The sequence below is a fragment of the Catenuloplanes indicus genome (assembly GCF_030813715.1).
In the GTDB taxonomy this organism is placed as follows: Bacteria; Actinomycetota; Actinomycetes; order Mycobacteriales; family Micromonosporaceae; genus Catenuloplanes; species Catenuloplanes indicus.
This window is the reverse complement of sequence record NZ_JAUSUZ010000001.1, coordinates 1,974,505-1,991,590: the sequence shown is the minus strand read 5'-3', so window position 1 is coordinate 1,991,590 and position 17,086 is coordinate 1,974,505. Positions and strand designations below refer to the sequence as shown.

The 17,086-nt window shown below is 69.7% G+C and carries 17 protein-coding genes and 3 pseudogenes; 15 read left to right on the top strand and 5 right to left on the bottom strand.

Annotation, left to right across the window (positions count from 1 at the left end; all coding sequences use genetic code 11):
- The first annotated feature begins 10 nt into the window (after positions 1 to 10).
- The 6 genes and pseudogenes from J2S42_RS09210 to J2S42_RS09185 all read left to right on the top strand — a co-directional run.
- Complete coding sequence (locus J2S42_RS09210; RefSeq protein WP_307237529.1) at positions 11 to 616, top strand: site-specific integrase; 606 nt, start codon at positions 11 to 13, stop codon at positions 614 to 616.
- A gap of 6 nt (positions 617 to 622) precedes the next feature.
- Positions 623 to 1,143: pseudogene (locus J2S42_RS09205) on the top strand (transposase family protein); the annotation flags it as partial.
- A 568-nt stretch (positions 1,144 to 1,711) separates the two neighbouring features.
- On the top strand, positions 1,712 to 2,509 hold the full coding sequence (locus J2S42_RS09200; protein WP_307237526.1) for a hypothetical protein: 798 nt from the start codon (positions 1,712 to 1,714) through the stop codon (positions 2,507 to 2,509).
- A complete protein-coding gene (locus J2S42_RS09195; RefSeq protein WP_307237523.1) occupies positions 2,506 to 2,643 on the top strand; it encodes a hypothetical protein in 138 nt (45 codons plus the stop codon). The genes J2S42_RS09200 and J2S42_RS09195 overlap by 4 nt, the downstream gene beginning before the upstream one ends.
- 75 nt (positions 2,644 to 2,718) lie before the next feature.
- A complete protein-coding gene (locus J2S42_RS09190; protein ID WP_307237519.1) occupies positions 2,719 to 2,943 on the top strand; it encodes a hypothetical protein in 225 nt (74 codons plus the stop codon).
- Positions 2,944 to 3,241: 298 nt separating this feature from the next.
- A pseudogene (locus J2S42_RS09185) lies at positions 3,242 to 3,598 on the top strand (IS5 family transposase); the annotation flags it as partial.
- A 218-nt stretch (positions 3,599 to 3,816) separates the two neighbouring features.
- Here J2S42_RS09185 and J2S42_RS09180 read toward each other — a convergent pair.
- The gene (locus tag J2S42_RS09180) at positions 3,817 to 4,617 is read right to left on the bottom strand and encodes an alpha/beta fold hydrolase (RefSeq protein ID WP_307237516.1); all 801 of its coding nucleotides are present in this window, start codon (positions 4,615 to 4,617) and stop codon (positions 3,817 to 3,819) included.
- Between the two features lie 129 nt (positions 4,618 to 4,746).
- Between J2S42_RS09180 and J2S42_RS09175 the strand changes: the two genes are divergently transcribed.
- From J2S42_RS09175 to J2S42_RS09160, 4 genes are all read left to right on the top strand, one after another.
- Positions 4,747 to 4,920, top strand: coding sequence for a hypothetical protein (locus tag J2S42_RS09175; protein ID WP_307237514.1), 174 nt, complete (start codon positions 4,747 to 4,749; stop codon positions 4,918 to 4,920).
- A gap of 18 nt (positions 4,921 to 4,938) precedes the next feature.
- The gene (locus J2S42_RS42105; RefSeq protein ID WP_307237511.1) at positions 4,939 to 5,514 is read left to right on the top strand and encodes a GNAT family N-acetyltransferase; all 576 of its coding nucleotides are present in this window, start codon (positions 4,939 to 4,941) and stop codon (positions 5,512 to 5,514) included.
- Between the two features lie 195 nt (positions 5,515 to 5,709).
- Positions 5,710 to 5,994 (top strand): hypothetical protein, encoded by a 285-nt coding sequence (locus J2S42_RS09165; protein WP_307237508.1) that lies wholly within the window; start codon positions 5,710 to 5,712, stop codon positions 5,992 to 5,994.
- A gap of 128 nt (positions 5,995 to 6,122) precedes the next feature.
- Positions 6,123 to 7,565 carry a hypothetical protein gene (locus J2S42_RS09160; protein WP_307237506.1) on the top strand — a complete coding sequence of 481 codons (1,443 nt, stop codon included), beginning with the start codon at positions 6,123 to 6,125 and terminating at the stop codon, positions 7,563 to 7,565.
- Between the two features lie 810 nt (positions 7,566 to 8,375).
- Here J2S42_RS09160 and J2S42_RS09155 read toward each other — a convergent pair.
- Together J2S42_RS09155 and J2S42_RS09150 are read right to left on the bottom strand one after the other, a co-directional pair.
- The gene (locus J2S42_RS09155; RefSeq protein ID WP_307237502.1) at positions 8,376 to 9,158 is read right to left on the bottom strand and encodes a transposase family protein; all 783 of its coding nucleotides are present in this window, start codon (positions 9,156 to 9,158) and stop codon (positions 8,376 to 8,378) included.
- 64 nt (positions 9,159 to 9,222) lie between these two features.
- A complete protein-coding gene (locus J2S42_RS09150; RefSeq protein ID WP_307237499.1) occupies positions 9,223 to 9,546 on the bottom strand; it encodes a transposase in 324 nt (107 codons plus the stop codon).
- 491 nt (positions 9,547 to 10,037) lie between these two features.
- On the opposite strand from J2S42_RS09150, the gene J2S42_RS09145 reads away from it, so the two are divergent.
- The 4 genes from J2S42_RS09145 to J2S42_RS09130 are packed head-to-tail and all read left to right on the top strand — an operon-like array spanning position 10,038 to position 14,156.
- Positions 10,038 to 11,402, top strand: a complete 1,365-nt coding sequence (locus J2S42_RS09145; protein WP_307248668.1) for a TrkH family potassium uptake protein — start codon at positions 10,038 to 10,040, stop codon at positions 11,400 to 11,402.
- On the top strand, positions 11,395 to 12,075 hold the full coding sequence (locus J2S42_RS09140) for a potassium channel family protein (RefSeq protein WP_307237495.1): 681 nt from the start codon (positions 11,395 to 11,397) through the stop codon (positions 12,073 to 12,075). Before J2S42_RS09145 ends, J2S42_RS09140 begins: the two co-directional genes overlap by 8 nt.
- Before the next feature lie 39 nt (positions 12,076 to 12,114).
- Positions 12,115 to 13,017: a class I SAM-dependent methyltransferase gene (locus J2S42_RS09135; RefSeq protein WP_307237492.1), complete on the top strand. Its 903-nt coding sequence runs from the start codon at positions 12,115 to 12,117 to the stop codon at positions 13,015 to 13,017.
- Complete coding sequence (locus J2S42_RS09130; protein ID WP_307237489.1) at positions 13,014 to 14,156, top strand: hypothetical protein; 1,143 nt, start codon at positions 13,014 to 13,016, stop codon at positions 14,154 to 14,156. The genes J2S42_RS09135 and J2S42_RS09130 overlap by 4 nt, the downstream gene beginning before the upstream one ends.
- Here the strand turns inward: J2S42_RS09130 and J2S42_RS09125 are convergent.
- Positions 14,144 to 14,797, bottom strand: a complete 654-nt coding sequence (locus tag J2S42_RS09125) for an IS701 family transposase (protein ID WP_442320085.1) — start codon at positions 14,795 to 14,797, stop codon at positions 14,144 to 14,146. The two genes, J2S42_RS09130 and J2S42_RS09125, sit on opposite strands and share 13 nt — an antisense overlap.
- A gap of 290 nt (positions 14,798 to 15,087) precedes the next feature.
- Here J2S42_RS09125 and J2S42_RS09120 point away from each other — a divergent pair.
- Positions 15,088 to 15,315: pseudogene (locus J2S42_RS09120) on the top strand (IS701 family transposase); the annotation flags it as partial.
- Positions 15,316 to 15,788: 473 nt separating this feature from the next.
- On the opposite strand, the gene J2S42_RS09115 reads toward J2S42_RS09120, so the two are convergent.
- A complete protein-coding gene (locus J2S42_RS09115; protein WP_307237486.1) occupies positions 15,789 to 17,069 on the bottom strand; it encodes a CobW family GTP-binding protein in 1,281 nt (426 codons plus the stop codon).
- Between the last annotated feature and the right edge of the window lie 17 nt (positions 17,070 to 17,086).

Below are 17,086 nucleotides of genomic sequence, written 5' to 3'. Positions count from 1 at the left end.
GTGATGGCTCGTGAGCGTGTCACATCCGGGTGAGGCGGAGTTGGCGGCGGCCCGACTGTTGCTGAAGAGCATGGGCGTGTCACTGGAAGATCTTGCGGGACAGTCTGTGGAGCACGCGCCGGTGCCGACGTTCGCTGAGTACGTGCCGGTCGTGTCGGCGGCGGTCTCGGTCGGGTCTCGGAGAGTGTACGGCTCATACTGGAACCGGATCGTCGAGCAGTGGGGATCGCGCCGAATCGACGAACCTACACCCTCGGAAATCTCTACGCTGGTGGAGTACATCAAGAAGCACCTCGTGCTGCGACGCAATTCCAGGGGCGGGCAGAGCGCCGCTGAGCACCTGATCGGCGCGCTGCGATGCCTCTACAAGCACGCTATCCGCGACGGGCACATATCCGCCGCGGATAACCCAGCGTTGCAGGTCCCGAAGCCTCGGCGCCTGCCGAGCCTGCGGCGGGCGCTGCCGGATTCACGTCTGGAAGAGATCTACGAGGTTGCCTCGACGACCGGCAACGATCCCGTTCTCGATAGCCTGCTGCTACGGCTGCACACGGAGACAGCGTGCCGCCGCGGTGGTGCACTGGCACTGCGATTCGCGGACTTGGACACGGAGTAGAGTGTCATACACGCGGTCCTGCCGCTGCGCGAGGAGACCGTGACGTTCCTGGCCGACCTGATGGACGCCAAACGTGCGCGGCGGGGCACCCGGGCCGGGGTCAGGGCTTTGACCTGCCGTGGGCAGGCGATCCTGGTGTTGGGCTGGTTTTGCGACAGCACCACGATGAGTCAGCTGGCCCGGGACGACGCGATCAGCAACACGACCGGCTACGACTACCTCCACGAGGGCATCGACGTGCTCGCCGCCCGCTCTCCGAGCCTGCACGGTGCACTGCTCGCGGCGAAAGCCGCCGGCCACGACTACGTCACCATCGACGGCACCCTGATCGCCACCGACCGCTGCAGCACCCCAGGACGACTGAAGGCGTCGATCTATGGTGGTCGGGAAAGCACCACACCCGCGGCGGGAACATCCAGGTCATCGGCGTGCCGGACGGCTGGCCCATCTGGACCTCCGACGTGCGCCCCGGCCGGGAACACGACACCACCGCCGCTCGCACCGAAACCGAGATCCTGCCCGCCCTCGGCTACGAAAGCCTGGGCCGGCACGGTCGTGGGCGCGTACAAGAAAACCAAAACGGCCGACGTAAACGCCGATCGGGCTGCCGGGGCGCCACAGAACAGGCTGAAGGCCCAGTCAGGGATGCCGCAGTCTATGGGCGCATCACCGCCGCGTCTCCAGCAGCACGGCGGCACGGTAGCCGGACGCGTCCGCGTCCGCGACCTGCTCGGACTGCCCATCGGGACCTGGAAGTCGCCGAAGCTGAGCACCGGATCCGGACGTCTTTTGAGCGTGATCATGTATTCGTACCCCCAGCGACGCCCCCCCGGGGCGCTTACAAGAAGTTCCTGGCGAAGGGGTCGCGGCAGGGACTCCCGCACCACGATCAAGAGGCTCGCCGTGGCCGGCACCGGCCGCCCGTGCTCGGCTTGGTGCTGCAGATCTCGCGGTCCAGGCGCCCTCGTGCCGCTGGCCGGCGTCGCCTCGCATGTCTTGACCTCGTGTCGTGCTCTACCACGCGGAGGCCGCTACGGCCTGCGGCATCAGCGTCGAGGCGTTGAAATGCTGTCTCGGGCTGGCTAGGATGAATGTATGACGATCGCCGCCTGGCCTGTAGCTCGACGGAGTCAGATCGTGCACGCGTTCAAGCCGGGGGAGCGGTCGAAGTCCGAGTCCCGGTACCGGACGTTGCGGAAGCATTCCTGGGCGACCAGCGGTGTGCAGATCACGTCCCGGCAGGGCTCCCGCCTCGCCGGCCAGTTCACCGTGTTCAGCTCGCTGAACACGGAAGCCGCGCGGTTGGCCCGTCACGGCAACGAGACCGCCGCCGTCCGTGTCGCAGCCGCAGCCACAGAACTGGAGTCCCGCCCGGAATTCGGACATCTGGGCACGATCCTCGCAGACCTGCCGACTGCGGTCGCGCAAGCAGTGATCGACGGAGTGATCCCCGAAGACCCGCCCGTGCAGCTCCTCGATGCGCTGAAGGTCGTCGCGCGTCTGACGGAGCAGATCCGTGCACGTGAGCTCGCCGGCACCGAACCGGTTGTCTTCCTCACCGGCCGGGTCAAAGAGGTGCATCATGGCTACGTCATCATCGTGCCGATGAATGGCCCGGAAACGCTGCTCCCGCGCTGGATGGCTGCCGGTGCTGCCAACCGGGCGCACGTCGGATCGCTGCTGGCACTTGTCACGGACAAGCTCAGCGAAGCCAGCGCCGTCATCGACGTCATCCCGGCACTGGACGTCGGGGACGAAGGCGAGCCCGCACCGTTCACCCCGTTCGGCCGCGGCGACACACGTGCGCTTGCCATCACCGCGGGCGATGAGCGGCTGCTCACGGGGGATCCGGAGCCGCTGCGTGTGCTCGTCCCGGTGACCATCGAGTCATGACGCTGCCGGAGTGGCGCATCCGCCCCGGCCGCGACAGCGACGGCCCCCTTCTGGCAGGCTTCCGCTGCGCCGATCGCGCCCATCCGTGGCAGGCGGAGGTCGAGAACTTCATTCAGAAACAGCTGTTCGACTAGGCGTCGGCGCCCGGCGCCGTTGATGATGATCCGCGCCTGCTGCTCGGCTTCACCGCAGACGGTGACTTGTTCGGCGTGGCCGCGCACGAGAAGGTCATCCTCCAGGGCGACAGCGGAACGGGTTTCGCGGCGGCCAAGATCGAAGTCGTCGCGATCGCCACCGCGTGGCAGGGCCGGAGCTTCACCACCGGTGAACGGGCCAGCGACGTGCTCATGTCCGCCGTGCTCACCGACGTCGCACGACGGGTGCCGCCGCGTGACGCGCGCGTCTTCGCCATCGTGCACGAGGAGAACCGGTGAAGCATGACGCTACTTCGCCGCCACGGTCTCGTCGAGGAGATGTCGCGCCCGCACCCGCGGTACCGCAGGCCCATTACACCGCACCGGACCGTGCTGCCATAACAGTCAGGCAACGGCCCTTGAGGCCATGTGAGTCGCCAAGACATGCCCTCCGCCCCTGCCAATGGACTTGGGGCAGTTGTTCCGGATCCTGCGCGTCTAGCTCGTGCCGTCGAGACCCTCAGAGGGCGTTTTGTGGGTTTCCGTAGTTCGTCATTGCTTGATGTCGTGATCTTCGAGCCGCGCCGATGTCCCGGCGGCCACCGCGGTGACCGACACCGCGATCGGCATCCGGTTGCTGGACAAGGTCATCGCGCACACCCCGACCGTTACCCGGGCGTGGGTGGACGCCGGGTTCAAGCACGACCTGGGCATCCACGGCGCTGTGCTCGGAGTGGACGTCGAGGTGGTCAAGCGATCCGACACCGGGCCGGGGTTCGTGCCTGTCGCGAAACGGTGGGTGGTCGAGCAGGTCAACGGCACGTTGATGCTGCACCGCCGACTGGTCCGCGAGTACGACAGCCGCCCCGAGTCATCGGTGTCGCGCACCCTGTGGGCTTCGGCGGCCAACCTGGTGCGCCGGCTGACCGGCACCAGCACACCGTCCTGGCGGTGACCCGCGCGTGAACACCACGACCGTTCTCGACCTGATCGCCGCCCGCGAGGCCGCCGCATCCGCCGCCCGCGACCAGTTGCGCGAGCAACAGGCCAAGCTCGCCGACGAAATCGCCGCGGTCGAGGTCGAACTGGCCGACCTCGCCGCTACCCGCCACCGGATCCTGATCGCCCGATGCGGTGGCCCGGTGTCTCACCGCCAGGGCCACCGCATCCCGGTCAACCCAGATCCTGCGGTAGCTGGTGGGACTCGCGCTGGTCGAGGGACGCCCAGAAGGAGCGGAGCACGGCCGCGGCAGCCGCGGGGTCCTGCATCATCCACCAGTGGTCGAGACCTTCCAGCGGCAGGACGGGCACGCCGAGCCGGGCTGCGACCTCGGCAGAGGCGGCCGGGTCATCGGTGGTGTCCCCGGTGGCGCGCAGGATGGCGCCCGGGATCGGAGCCGGCCGGGACAGTTCGGGGCCCCAGTCGGCGTACAGATTGGGTGTGGCCGAGCGGTAGAGAGCAAGGATGCAGTCGGTCATGGTGGTGTCGATGGCCGCCTCCAGCTCGGCGGCATCGGCCGGGTTCGAGCAGGACGCCAGGAGCCAGTGCTTGAGCCAGGCGGGCTCGCCCGGGGCCGCGGTCTCGCTGGGCGCGCCCGCGACGAACTCGGCCATCCATTCCTCGCCACGGCCGGGTGCCCGCCACACCTGTGCCATGCCGTGCCAGACGTAGTCCGGGTGGGCCGTGGAGGCGCTGTCGATCATCCAGCTGCGGACCGGGATGTCATACGCGATAGCCGCCCGCAGCACCAGGCCGGAACCCCAATCGTGCCCCACCAGGTCGATCGGGCCCTCGATGTCGCGAAGCTGTTCGGCCAGCCAGACCGTGTAGTCCTCCTTCGTCGCGCCGAAACCGGCGGGCCGAGGCGTGCCGAACCCGGGGAGGCGGAGGGCGACGGCGTCGCCGAGATGCGCGCGGAGTCCGTTCCAGACGACGGATGTCTCCGGGATTCCGTGCACGAGAACTGCGGTCACATCGACTCCTTTGCACGGGCCGAATGGGCCGCGGGGAGCGGTCCTCGTCGAGCCCGGCCCGATGGTGACAGACACATTAGGTGGTCGCCGGTCGGCGAGGACGGGCGCAGTCGTCCGGACTATCGGGTTATGTGCGCTCTGCTGCGCGACGAGGCCGCGGCCGGCCGTGCCGCCCGAGCGGAGCGCCTGAACGAGGCGGAGCGGGAGCTGCGGCGGTGCCGGACCGCGCGGGCCGGCGGCGGCGAGGCGCCGACGGCGTCGCTGGAACGGTCCGTCCGGGCACTGCGCGGCGCGGCTGCCTGACCCTTCTACGGTGACCGGATGACTCCGATCATCGGGGCCGCGACCGCACGTGATCTGCCGGCGGTCGCGGCCATCTTCGCCGGGCACGTGACGGACAGCGTGGCCACGTCCGAAGAGACTGTGCCGTCCCCGTCCGGCCGGCAGGCCCGCCGCGCCGACCTGGCCGCCCGTGGCCTGCCGTTCCTGTCGCGGACGACGGCGTCCGGATCGCCGGGTACGCCTGTGCCGGTCCGTGTACCGGCACACGGCCGAGGACATCATCTACCTGGACTCGGCCTGCACCGGTCGCGGCGTCGGCTCACGGTTGATCGCCGCGCTGCTCGACGCCGCCGGGACCGCCGGAGTCCGTCACTCGAAGACGAGGTGACCACAGCAGAGCCGGCCGTCATCAGCGAGCCCTACCAGCAGATCCTTGCCGTGTTCACCCCCGGCCGCAGCACCCTGTGCGCGAAAGACGTCTGCCTCGCGCTGAGTATCGGCACCGAGCCCAACCACGTCGAAGGCATCCGAGCCAAGCTGAAACGCCTGGTCAACCGACAAATCCTGACCGAAGCACAACCCGGCCTCTTCACCCTTACCGGGAAACAGGCATAACCTCACGAACCGCCCTCTCATAGCCCGCGGCAAACCCGCGCAGCGGCAAGCCCGCCGCACCTTCGACTGGAGCTAACCAACCTATCTCAAACACGCACTAAGGACGGAAGCAACGACTACACACGGACCTCGCTTTATACCCGAGCCGGCACGTCGGCCCTGGAGCGAGTCCTGGAGGGAAACAAAGCTGGTGCGGTGCTCTCCAAGGCGAATGGTGTCATGGAGGGCCTGGGCCGCAACAAGGCTCTGGCAGGCCGCGCATTCCGCGCTGCTGGACCGGCAGGTACCGTAGCCGGCGCCGCACTCGACGTATACGACGTGGCCACTGCGCCGCCGGCGAAACGTGTGCACGTGGCGGCAGAAGCGGTCGGCGGTATTGCTGGCGCCGCCGCGTTCGGCGCGGTCGGTGCGGTCGCGCTCGGCGCGGTCGGCAACTGGGCCGGACGCAAGGCCGGTGGCTTCATCGCGGACCTGTTCTGATAATACCGTTGAGTAGTACTGGGTGGCGGGGCTTCCGAGCCCCGCCACCCAGTTTCGTGCCGGAAAGGGCCACGCCGATGGAATCATATTGGGATCGCCCGCTGGCGGGGATTGACGAGGTGCCATGGATGGAATTGCTTGGCAACGACACCGCGCCGTTCCTTGATGCGTTGACCCGTCTGGCCGCGAAAGGCGGAAACGCGGACACGGTCACGGACCTGCTCGACGACGAGGATTACAGCTATCCGTGTGGGACCGTGGACGAGGGATTCGGTTACCGGGACGCGGCCGTGCCCGCGCTCGTCTTCCTTGCCCGGATCGTCGCGCAGCCGGGCGCCATCGTCCGCGAGGACGTGATCGAGCTGATCGACCGGATCGCGCACAGCGAGGTGCAGCGCGCAGGGAGATCCGGCGCGGAGATGGACGCGCGGGTGGACGGGCTTCGTGCGGCGCTGATCGAGGCACGTCCGGCGCTCGCCGAGGCGGCCAGGCACCCGTCGGAACTCGCGCCGGTGATCGTGCGCCTGCTGGCGGGTATCGACGCGGGGATCCTGCCGGGCGGCGCGGATGAGCCCCGGTGGCGTGGCGTCGCCCTGCCGTTCCTGCGTACCGTATCGTCGCAGCTGACCGCGCACGGCGACCTTTTGGCTGTGAATGAGGAGACCCAGGTGGTCTTCCACTCGGCGGCTGACGGCACGGTAGTGGCGGCGCTGACCTTCCCGAACCCGGCACACCACCAAAGGGTCCGGGTGTCGCCGCCGAGCGGTGAGGTGCGGCTCCCGGTCCGCTGGTCCGAAGCATTCATCGACGACCAAGGACCAGGTGTGCTCGTCGCGGAACAGCGCAGTCCCCGCGCCTGGCTGTGGCGCCTGGACGGCGACAGGTGGCGACCGATCCGACTTATCCGGCCTGGCCGGAGCCTGCGGCCGTCCGCCCGGCGGGTGCGCGCGATGGCTGCGGGCGGCGGAGAGTGCGTCATCGGATACGGCGACGGCATGATCGCCCGGTTCGACAGCCACACCGGGGTTTCGGTCGGCCCGCCGCTGACCCTGGGTAAGACCGTCCACAGCCTGGACCTGAGTACTGGCGTTGGCCGGGTCGCTGCCGTGCTGCGGCTCGGCTTGATCCCGGATGTCACGACCGGGCTTCGCGTTAAGGAGCACGTTTGGGAGAAGCCAGCGTTCTATACCGCCGACGGGCACGCCCGGATCGCGGCGATCACCGGCGTGAACGGCCGGAGCGAGATCCGCAGGTACGATGTGGCGACCGGCGAGGAGGTGGGCTCGCCGATCGTGGCGGAACGGCCCGCGGCATTGTGTATCTACCAGTGGCAGGGGCGGGACCGCCTGGCCGTCGCCGCGTATCGGCAGGTGCTGCGCTTCGACGCGGAGACCGGCGAGCCGCTCGGACCACCACTACACGGCCACCGCCCGCAGTTGCGTGATATCGCGGCGGGGGTTGTGGACGGCAGGCCGGTGCTGTTCTCCCTGGATATCCACGCCTCGCGCGAGCGCGCTGCGACAGTGCGTCGCTGGGACGCGGAGACCGGGGAGCCGTTTCCAGCGGAGTGATGCGGTTCCCTCGATCAAGGGATCGGTCACCCATGGAGGCGTTCAGAGTGTCGCGACTGCTGCGATCCCGGAGGCGGGGCGCCCGTCACCAACAGTCAGCCCGGAAGAGACTGGCTCCGCGCGATTGATCTGTGGCGCTGACGGCGCGTAGTCGCTCCGGGCGACCGGAGCAACGTGGCGCTACCTAATCGATTAGGTTGATCGATGTGGTGTCGAAGACCGATAAGAGCGCGGCAGATCGCGATCGTCGACCAGACAGTGGTAGCAAGTCCATGCTAGCGCTTGTCAGCGTGAGGGATTGTTGGCACGGCCTCTCCATTCACCGGTGGAGTCCCAGGAGTCGGGGCCGACCGCCGGAGCGCGGCGTACGCATCGCGGCGCACGAACTGGGGAACACGGTCGGCTTCCCCTGTCCCGGTTCTTGCCTTCGCGGCCGGATGGACACCGAGGACGATCGGGTTGGTCAGGTCGCGTACGTGCGTCACGGTGCCGGCGGTGATCGGTCTGCGGTTGATGGACTCCTGCGCCCGCGCGCTGAAGATGCCGGCCACACCCGCGGCGGCAGTACCGACGATCGCGGCAGCCAGACGGCCGCGAGCACACCGAACGCGCCGCCCGTTCCTGAGGCGATGAGCAAGATCAGCCACGGCCACAGCCGTCGCCACATGTCGTGTACCTCCTCGGCCGCGCCGCGCGGTCACCGCATCCATCGTTCACCGTGGTCGCAAGGTCAGCCACCCCCGCGGCGACTCGATCGAGGCATCGGTCGTCGCACCTGGCGAATCGACCGGTTCGATGAAAGAGCCTTTTTCATCCTGCGTGGCGGTTGGCCTCGACGTGGTGCAGGGCGAGGATGGCCTGCACGATGGAGGTGGCTCGGCGCGGGCAGCAGCGCAGCTTGGCCAGGACTTTCCAGGTCTTGAGGGTGGCGATCGCGCGTTCGCCGCGGGCGCGGATCTTGGCGTGGGCTCGGTGGGCGGCTTTCTGCCTGCGTGTCAGCTTCGGCCGGCGGCGGTGTCGTTTGAGCGGTGTCCGGACGGCGCCACCGGCGCCCTGGTAGCCCTTGTCGGCGAAGGTCATCAGGTTTGCTCTGGTCAGCGCGTCGATGATGCCGTGGGTGCGGTCGGCGGTCAGGTCATGGACGGCACCGGCCAGCGCCGCCGACGCCCAGACGAGGCGCCCGGCCGCGTCCGCGATGACCTGCACGTTCACGCCGTGACGCTGGTGCTTGCCGGAATAGTAGGGCTTTTGGTCCGCGACGCGGTCGATCGGGATCAGGGTGCCGTCCGGGATCGCGTACGCGAGCAGTCGGATGCGCCGCATCGCGGTATTCAGGTCGTCAGCAGCGGCGCTGAGCAGCATGATTGCTTCCTGGACGTAGCGCCAGGCGGTCGCGATCCCGATCTCGGACCCGGCGGCGAGGCGGGCGTAGGTGTCACCGTTGCGAAGGTGAGCCAGGGCGAGCAGGGCCTGGCGGCCCGGGGTCAGTCGGCGCCATCGGGAATTGCGCTGCTGGCGGTGGTCGCGGATGCGGTCGGCGAGGTGGTGCAGGGTCCGGCTGGACAGCGAGATCGTGGACGGGTAAGACAGCATGGCGAGGCTCCCGGTCGGGGCATCGGGTTTTGGTCGATTTGCTGTCCTACCTGGAGCCTCGCCCTCATCGATCACCGACCCCCACCGAAACGGACTGACCAGCAATATCAGGTTGAAAAAGGCTCAGTTCGAGTTCGGCGACCTTCTTGCGCAGCCGGTTCAGTTCCTCGCGTTCGGCCGGGCTGACCTGCCCGCCCGCGCCACTGTCGCCGGCTGTGGGGCCCTGCTCGGCGCGTTTCGCGGCGGCGACCCAGTTCCGCGGGGTCTCGTGGTTGACGCCGAGCTCACGGCCGACGTCACGGATCGTCCGGCCCCAGGGCGCGGACCAGATCGACGGCGTCCTTACGGAACTGCTCGGGATACTTCGAGGGACGAGGCACCGGGACATCCTTCCCCAGACCGCTGTCCGGTTTCGAGATGTCCGGTCCCGAGGGGGAACCTCATTGCGACTGAGAATCCGACTCGACTCCTCGCGGTCGGCCCGACGACGGCGTCATCACGCACGCGGCGCTGACGTCCGGGCGGCCTGTCACTGAGCTGTGTGACAGCGCGGCCGGCCGGATTCGTGTCGGGCGGTTCACCGCGCGGCGTCCCCGAGCGCGGTCCCGCCGGCATGCCATGCTGCCCGTCTCGGAGGCGTCCCGCTGATACGCTGCGCGCAGGTGTGCCGGGAAGCCTGGTCGGCGATGTTCGATTCATCGTGCCTACAGGAAGCCCCGTCACCATGTCTCTGCCGCCACCGTGTACGCCGATATCACCGGCACCGGTCTACCGTGACCCCGCCTCGGGCCGACTTGAGCCGCGGTGCGTGCCGGGGCGGGCGAGGCTGCCGTTGCGATCACCACGCCGCACCGGATGCTGACCCGGCGCGGACGCGAGATCCTAGCCGGGCCAGCACGCGCGTGGCGGCGGCGAGCCGACCGGTTCCGGCATCCCGCCCAGGTGATCACGGTCGGGTTCGGCGCGGCGGTCGCGGCCGGCACCGGGTTGCTGAGCCTGCCGTGGGCGACCGCGTCGGATGAACCTGCGTCGCTGGTCGACGCGTTGTTCACGGCGACGTCCGCGGTCTGTGTGACGGGCCTGGCCACGGTCGACACCGGCACCCACTGGTCGCCGTTCGGGCAGGCGGTCATCCTGCTGCTGATCCAGGCCGGGGGGCTGGGGATCATGACGCTGGCGACGATGCTGACCCTGCTGCTGTCCCGCCGGCTCGGGCTGCGCGCGAGGTTTCTGGCGCAGGCGGAGACGAAGAGTCTCAGCCTGCACGACGTGCGTGGGCTGGTGCGCCGCATCGTGCTGTTCAGCCTCGGTACCGAAGCCATCGTCGCGGTGGTGCTGACCGTCCGGCTGATCACCGCCTACCGGATCGCACCGTCGGACGCCCTCTACAGCGGTGTGTTCCATGCGATTTCCGCGTTCAACAACGCCGGGTTCTCCCTGCACGCCGACGGCTTGGTCCGCTACGCCGGTGATGCGTGGGTCTGCCTGACCGTGGCCGCGGCGGTCATCGTCGGCGGTCTGGGTTTCCCGGTCGTCTTCGAGCTCGCCCGCGGATGGCGGCGCCCGGGCCGCTGGTCGGTGATGACCCGCATCACCGTCACCCTGACTGCCGTCCTGCTCGCCGCGGGCACGGCCGTGTTCACGGCGGCGGAGTGGACGAACACCCGTACCATCGGCGCCCTTGCACCGGGTGACCGACTGCTGGCCGGGTTCTTCGCGTCCGCGATGGCACGGACCGCTGGTTTCAACAGCGTCGACATCGGCGCGCTGCGGCCGGAGAGCCTGCTCGCCACGGACGTGCTGATGTTCGTCGGTGGCGGCAGCGCCGGCACCGCGGGCGGGATCAAGGTCACCACGTTCGGGGTGCTGGCGTTCATGCTCTGGTCGGAGATCCGCGGCCGCACTCACGTCAACGCAGGGCGCCGCCGTATCCCCGCCACCAACCAGCGCCAGGCCCTCGCGATCGCCCTGCTCAGCGTCGGCGCGGTCATCGCCGCCACCTTCACCCTGCTCGCCGTGACCAGCCACACCCTCGACGCGGTGCTGTTCGAGACGATCTCGGCGTTCGCGACCGTCGGCCTGTCCACCGGCATCACCGCGGACCTGCCCGCGCAGGCGCAGCTACTGCTGGTGGCGCTGATGTTCGCCGGGCGGATCGGCCCGCTGACCCTGGCCTCCGCACTGGCGCTCCGCGACCGCGACCAGCGCTACGAACTGCCCGAGGAGAGAACCATCGTTGGCTGACACACCCACCGCACCCGTCGTCGTCATCGGACTCGGCCGGTTCGGCACCGCCCTCGCCGTCGAACTCGACCGTCGCGGCACCGAAGTCCTCGCCATCGACGGCAACCCCGCCGTCGTGCAGAAACTCGCCGGACGGCTGCCGCACGTGGTCACTGCCGACAGCACCGACGCCGAGGCCCTGCACCAGCTCGACATCACCGCCTTCCACCGTGCGGTCGTCGCGATCGGCACCGACATCCAGGCCAGCATCCTCACCACCGCGCTGCTGTCCGACCTCGGCATCCGCGACATCTGGGCGAAGGCCGTCAACGCCCAGCACGCCGGCATCCTCTCCCGCGTCGGCGCCCACCACGTCGTCTTCCCGGAGAACGACATGGGCGAACGCGTCGCCCACCTGCTCTCCGGCCGGATCCTCGACTACGTCGAAGTCGACGCCGACTTCGCCGTCATCAAGACCACCCCACCCCGCGACGTCGTCGGCGTCCCGCTACGCGAATCGAAGCTGCGCAGCCGCTGGGGCGTCACCGTCGTCGCCGTCAAACCTCAGGCACCCGCACCCGGCGCACCACGCGGCTTCACCTACGCCACCCCGGACACCGTGCTCGCCTACGGCGACATCGTCCTGGTCGTCGGCGCCATCGACAAAGTCGAACGCTTCGCCGAAACCGACTGACCCGCACCTCCTCACCCCGCACCGTGAAGGAGCGCATCCATGACGCCACGCAATCCCGCCACACAGACCGCGTACGGCCCGATGGTCATCGCCGCCGCCGAACACGCCCGGCCGCCCGGTCAGCGCCTGTACGACGATCCGCTCGCCGTCCGCATGCTGCCCACGGCTCAGCGCTGGATCGCCCGAAGCTGCCGGTGGGAACCGGTCTACCGGCAGCTGGTCGCCGCCACCGACGCCCGCGCACGCGGCCTGTGGGCCGGCGTGCTGTGCCGCAAACGGTATGCCACCGACCAGATCAAAGCGGCGATCGACGCCGGCATCCGGCAGTACGTCATCCTCGGCGCCGGCCTCGACACCAGCCCGTACCGGCTCATCGCCCCGGCCGGCGCCCACGCCTGGGAACTCGACCTGCCCGCGAACATCGCCGTCAAACGCCGGCGGACCCGGTCTCTGCCGGCCGGCCTGGTCGCCGGCACCACGCTCGTGCCGATCGACTTCGCCACCGACGACCTACCCGGCACGCTACGGGCGGCCGGATTCGCACCCGCGAAGCCGGCGATGTTCATCTGGGAGGCGGTGACCCAGTACCTCACCGAGGACGCCGTTCTCGGGACGCTGGCCTTCCTCGGTACCGCCGCACCCGGCAGCCGCCTGATCTTCACCTATCTGCGCGCCGACTACCTCGACGGCACCACCGACTACGACGCCGCACCCGCCCGACGCGACTTCGTCGACCGGCAGCACATCTGGCGGTTCGGTCTCGACCCCGCCGAGATCACCACACTCCTGCGACCCTACGGGTGGATCGTGCGCGAGCACGTCGGCGCGCAGGAGTACACGAGCCGGTATCTCGCACCGACCGGACGCGACCTGCCGGTCTCCGGCATCGAACGCTTCGTCCTCGCCGAGCGCCAGGACGCGACCGCCGGGGAACCCCGATGATCGGCCCGGGCCGGTTGTCGCCGTCGGCGGTCGTGCGGACGAACCGGGCGGCACGCCCTCGGCCCTACCTGGATCATGTGATCGCCGCGGTCGCCGCGTCGATCTTCCTGATCACCGTGTTCACCGTGCCCGAGCAGCCGTGCACCGCCGCCGACCCGTGCGGGCCCGAACCCGTGACGGCGACCGCGGTCGGTGCCCTGTGCGCTGCCGCGGTGATGGCCTACATGCACCGGCCGGCCGCGGTCTGGGCCGCGGCGGCCAGCGCCGTCCTGTGGCCGCTCAGCATCATCACCGACGACAGCGGCCTCGGCTGGCGGGCCGCGCTGCCGCTCGCCCTGGTCGCCATCACCACGGGCGTCGCACGGCTGCGCCCGGCACCGGCAACCGGTGCCGCGCTCCGGCACCGCACACCACCACGCCCGGCGCAGCTGCCCCGGCCACACGCGCTGGCAGGGCTGGCCGGAATCCTGCTCCTCATCGCGGGCGTCGTCCTCGGAGGCGGGACCGTCTGGCGGCAGCACGCGGCCACCGCCCGGGAGAACAGCGCCGAGACCGTCACCGCCGTGGTGCGCGCCCAGGTGGCGGAGGACACCATCGAGGTAGAGCTGCCTGATGGCCAGCTGTGGAACGCCGAGGTCCTGGCCGCTACCGACTATCCGGTCGGCGCTACGGTGCCGGTCCTCGTCGATGCGGCCGGGCTGCGGCAGCTTCGCACCGAGCCGTACGACATCACGCTCCTGCTCGTCGTCGCGACCGTAGCGGCCGGTGCCGGAGCGGCGCTGCTGTCACTGGCCCGTGCATGGGACCGCGGCATGCACGCACTGTTCACCACGGCCCAGCCGGTCCGCGACGCCCGTCTCGTCGACGACGGCGACTGCCTCACCATCCTCATCCCAGGACCGGCCCGCACCGCCGAAGAACTCATCCTTCCCCTCACCGACACGGAGGACACCGCGCACGACTGCAACCGGGTACCCAGCAGCACCCGGGCAACCCTCTACGGCGAGCCCCGGCCCGGCGCCTGGTGCACGGTGCAGATCGACGAGGCGATTCGTACGCCGTTGGGCCCTGTACTCGCCGTGGAAACGATCCCCTACGACCCGATCCGAGCCCTGCCGGCTGATCTCTACCCGGGCTGATCCACGGTCCCGGGCAGGGATGTCGTCACGGCAGGCACCCCGGCCCAGCGGCACCCGCACCAGCTACGGTGGGGCTCACGGTGGGCCGCACCGTCGGCCAGCCGGTCAGCGCGGCAGCGGATTTTCCCGCTGTCGATCGGCACGAGGTGATCGCAGGAGACCGCCAGGACGTAACCGAGGCGCAGTCTGCGCAACTCACCGCGGAGTCGGGTGTTGTTGCCGTACGCCTCGTCCGCGGCGACCCACCGGGCCGGGACCAGGGCATTCACCGCAGCGGTGATCATGTCGTCGGCCAGCTCGGACCTGGTGGCGAACGCGATCGTGTCCGGGATTCCGGCCTGCTCGCACCGGCCACGGTCGTCGGTCCAGGACTTCGGCAGGTAGATCCTGCGGCCGATCATGGCGTGACCGTGCCTGCTCGCGTAGGCGAGGAACACTCCGACCTGCGCGTTCTCGATCCGCCGAGCGGTTCCGGTGTACTGCCGCTGGACACCGACCGAGTGCACACCCTTCTTCAGATCGCCGGTCTCGTCCACGATGAGGACACCGTCGGGGTCACCGAGCCGGTCGACGACGACCTGACGCACGTCGTCACGCACCGCGTCGGCGTCCCACCTGGCTCGGTAGAGCAACCGTTGCATCGCATCCGGCCTGCTCAGCGACCTGCCAGCAAGTCTTGATCTCCAGGTCGGCGAGCAGTCCGGTGACGAACCCGGCCGCTGCCCGGCGAGGCTCGACCCGGCAGAACCGGCCGGCGAACGAGTCGATGACCAGGTCGATGGTTCGTCGCCACTGGGTAGGCTCTACGCTGTGGCTCTCGGCCACCGCAAGGTCTGATGTCGTGTCCACAACGCACAGACGATCATGCGGTGGCCGTCCCCGTACCCGCGGGATCCGAGGTCACCTCACGAATGGCGGCTGCCGTACTAGGCCCTGCACAACCCGGCTGATGGACCTCACCCGCATCGCGGGATCCCGCTGGGCGGTCGAGGAATGCTTCCAGCAAGCCAAAGGCCAGGCCGGCCTGGATGAGTACCAGGTCCGTGACTGGCGTGCCTGGCACGCCCACATCACCTTGTCCATGGCCGCTCTCGCCTGGATCGTCGTCGCCAGAAACGCCACGACAAAAGGGGAACCAGCAGCAACGGCGGGCAGATGATCGGCTACACCGCACCCGAGACATGAGGAGCACCGCCTCGTGTCGCTGGTCGAGGTCGTCCGCGGCGGTGGCATCACGCGTCGTGCCAGTCATCTGCCCAGCGTAGAAACCATGGCCTGGGCGCCTCGGGAACGACACGTCGAACTCGCCGGCGACGAGGCTCGCCGGTACGGATCACACGACCCGGGGCATAGCCGTCACGAAAGCCCGGCCGCGCCGCCGTGCTGGCGATGCCACGCCGCTGCCGGCCGCGCCACCAGCGCACTCATCCACATCGATTTGCCCGGGGTGCGCCGTGGAACTCCTGTCCCCGGCATGCGGGGCTTGCGGGTCCGGAACGAATGGCGGGCCGAGGAGCGGGTTGGCATCGCGGTGCCCCACTCGACCTGGCATCGCCGATCATGGTTTGATCCGGTGAGGGCGAAGCCGGCGCTGCGATGTCGATGGACGCCCGGCGAGGTGGATGCCGCGTCCTACTCTCGCGTCTCCTCGGCGATGACGTCGTCGTCGGCCGGAGGGAAGCAGCCGGCGAACGGGTCGGGCAGGGCACGCCAGGCGTCGAATCCGTCGGCGAGTTCCGCGTCGGTGAGCAGGCAGCTGTTCAGTAGCGCGGTGATGGCCTCGTGGTCGAGGTCCAGCCCGATCAGGGCGAGTACGGTCCGCCGGTCGCCGTAGTACGGGTCCCAGTCGAGGTCGGCTGCGATCCGGCGATCGTCGCTGGCCTCGGCCCATCGGCCGGTGGGCAGGGCGGCGAGCCAGTAGCCGAGGCTGCCGGCGCTCACGCCGCCGCCGGCGAATTCGAAGGCGACGGCGGTGTCGGGTTGACTGGCGATCCAGAATTGGCCGCGGCCGCGTAACGCGTGCTCGGTCACCTCCTCCAAGGCGTCATGCAGCCGCTGCGGGTGGAACGGCCGGCGCGTGTCGAAGACGATCGACGTGACGCTGTGGCCGCCGTCGGTGTCGTGTACGGCGATCGGCCTCCCCTCGAGGGCGAGCCCGAGGACGCCGGGGCGCTGCGGGTCGTGGCGGCCGGTGCGGCGCACGCGCGCGGCGAGCGCGGTGCAGTCGAGGCTGGGGGCCGTGCCGGTGGGGACCCGTACCGCCCATGGCGCGAGGTGGTGCACGAGTGTGTCCAGCCGGTCCAGCTCCAGCACGTCGGTGCCGGGGCGGCTCCAGATGATGACGGTGTCGCTGAACTCGACCTGGTGGGCCACCACCTCGGCGACGGCCCGGTGGTCGTCGTCGGCGGCGTGCATGCCGCGGTCGCGCAGGTTGTCGGGGCTGGACAGGTCGTCGAGGAAGCTGTCGGCGTCGACGACGGTGACGTAGCTGTCGAATCGCACGGTGTCGGTCACCGGTGTGCCGTCGATCGTGCAGTGCGCGCAGGCGGACGCGACGGCCTCCGGCTCCACGACCGGCGGGAGGACCAGCAGCAGGTCGCCGTCCGGGCGCTCGCGGGCCAGCCGGGCCAGAGTGGGCAGCGCGTCCTCGCGCAGAGTGCAGGAGACGCAGCCGTGCGCCAGGTCGACGGCGGTGTGCTCCAGCACGATGGCGGCCGTCTCGACGGTGCGGCCGATGAGTCCGTGCCGCAGGCCGGTGAGGTCGTGGCGGACCGCGATGAGGCTGTCGTCCGCGATGAGCAGCGCCCGGGCGGCGGCCTGGACGGCACCGGCGGAGAAGCCGGACAACACGGTGACGGCAGGCCGGCGGTCCACGGCGGGGGACACGGCGGAGGTGATCGGTTCGGCACTCACCCGGCCATCCTGGCGCA

Excerpts from the sequence above, each read along its gene's own strand:
- J2S42_RS09195 (WP_307237523.1), top strand. The coding sequence starts at position 2,506 with ATGACGCTGCCGGAGTGGCGCATCCGCCCCGGCCGCGACAGCGACGGC.
- J2S42_RS42105 (WP_307237511.1), top strand. The coding sequence starts at position 4,939 with ATGACTCCGATCATCGGGGCCGCGACCGCACGTGATCTGCCGGCGGTC.
- J2S42_RS09200 (WP_307237526.1), top strand. The coding sequence starts at position 1,712 with ATGACGATCGCCGCCTGGCCTGTAGCTCGACGGAGTCAGATCGTGCAC.
- J2S42_RS09160 (WP_307237506.1), top strand. The coding sequence starts at position 6,123 with ATGGAATTGCTTGGCAACGACACCGCGCCGTTCCTTGATGCGTTGACC.
- J2S42_RS09155 (WP_307237502.1), bottom strand. The coding sequence starts at position 9,158 with ATGCTGTCTTACCCGTCCACGATCTCGCTGTCCAGCCGGACCCTGCAC.
- J2S42_RS09130 (WP_307237489.1), top strand. The coding sequence starts at position 13,014 with ATGATCGGCCCGGGCCGGTTGTCGCCGTCGGCGGTCGTGCGGACGAAC.
- J2S42_RS09135 (WP_307237492.1), top strand. The coding sequence starts at position 12,115 with ATGACGCCACGCAATCCCGCCACACAGACCGCGTACGGCCCGATGGTC.
- J2S42_RS09150 (WP_307237499.1), bottom strand. The coding sequence starts at position 9,546 with ATGTCCCGGTGCCTCGTCCCTCGAAGTATCCCGAGCAGTTCCGTAAGG.
- J2S42_RS09175 (WP_307237514.1), top strand. The coding sequence starts at position 4,747 with ATGTGCGCTCTGCTGCGCGACGAGGCCGCGGCCGGCCGTGCCGCCCGA.
- J2S42_RS09125 (WP_442320085.1), bottom strand. The coding sequence starts at position 14,797 with ATGCAACGGTTGCTCTACCGAGCCAGGTGGGACGCCGACGCGGTGCGT.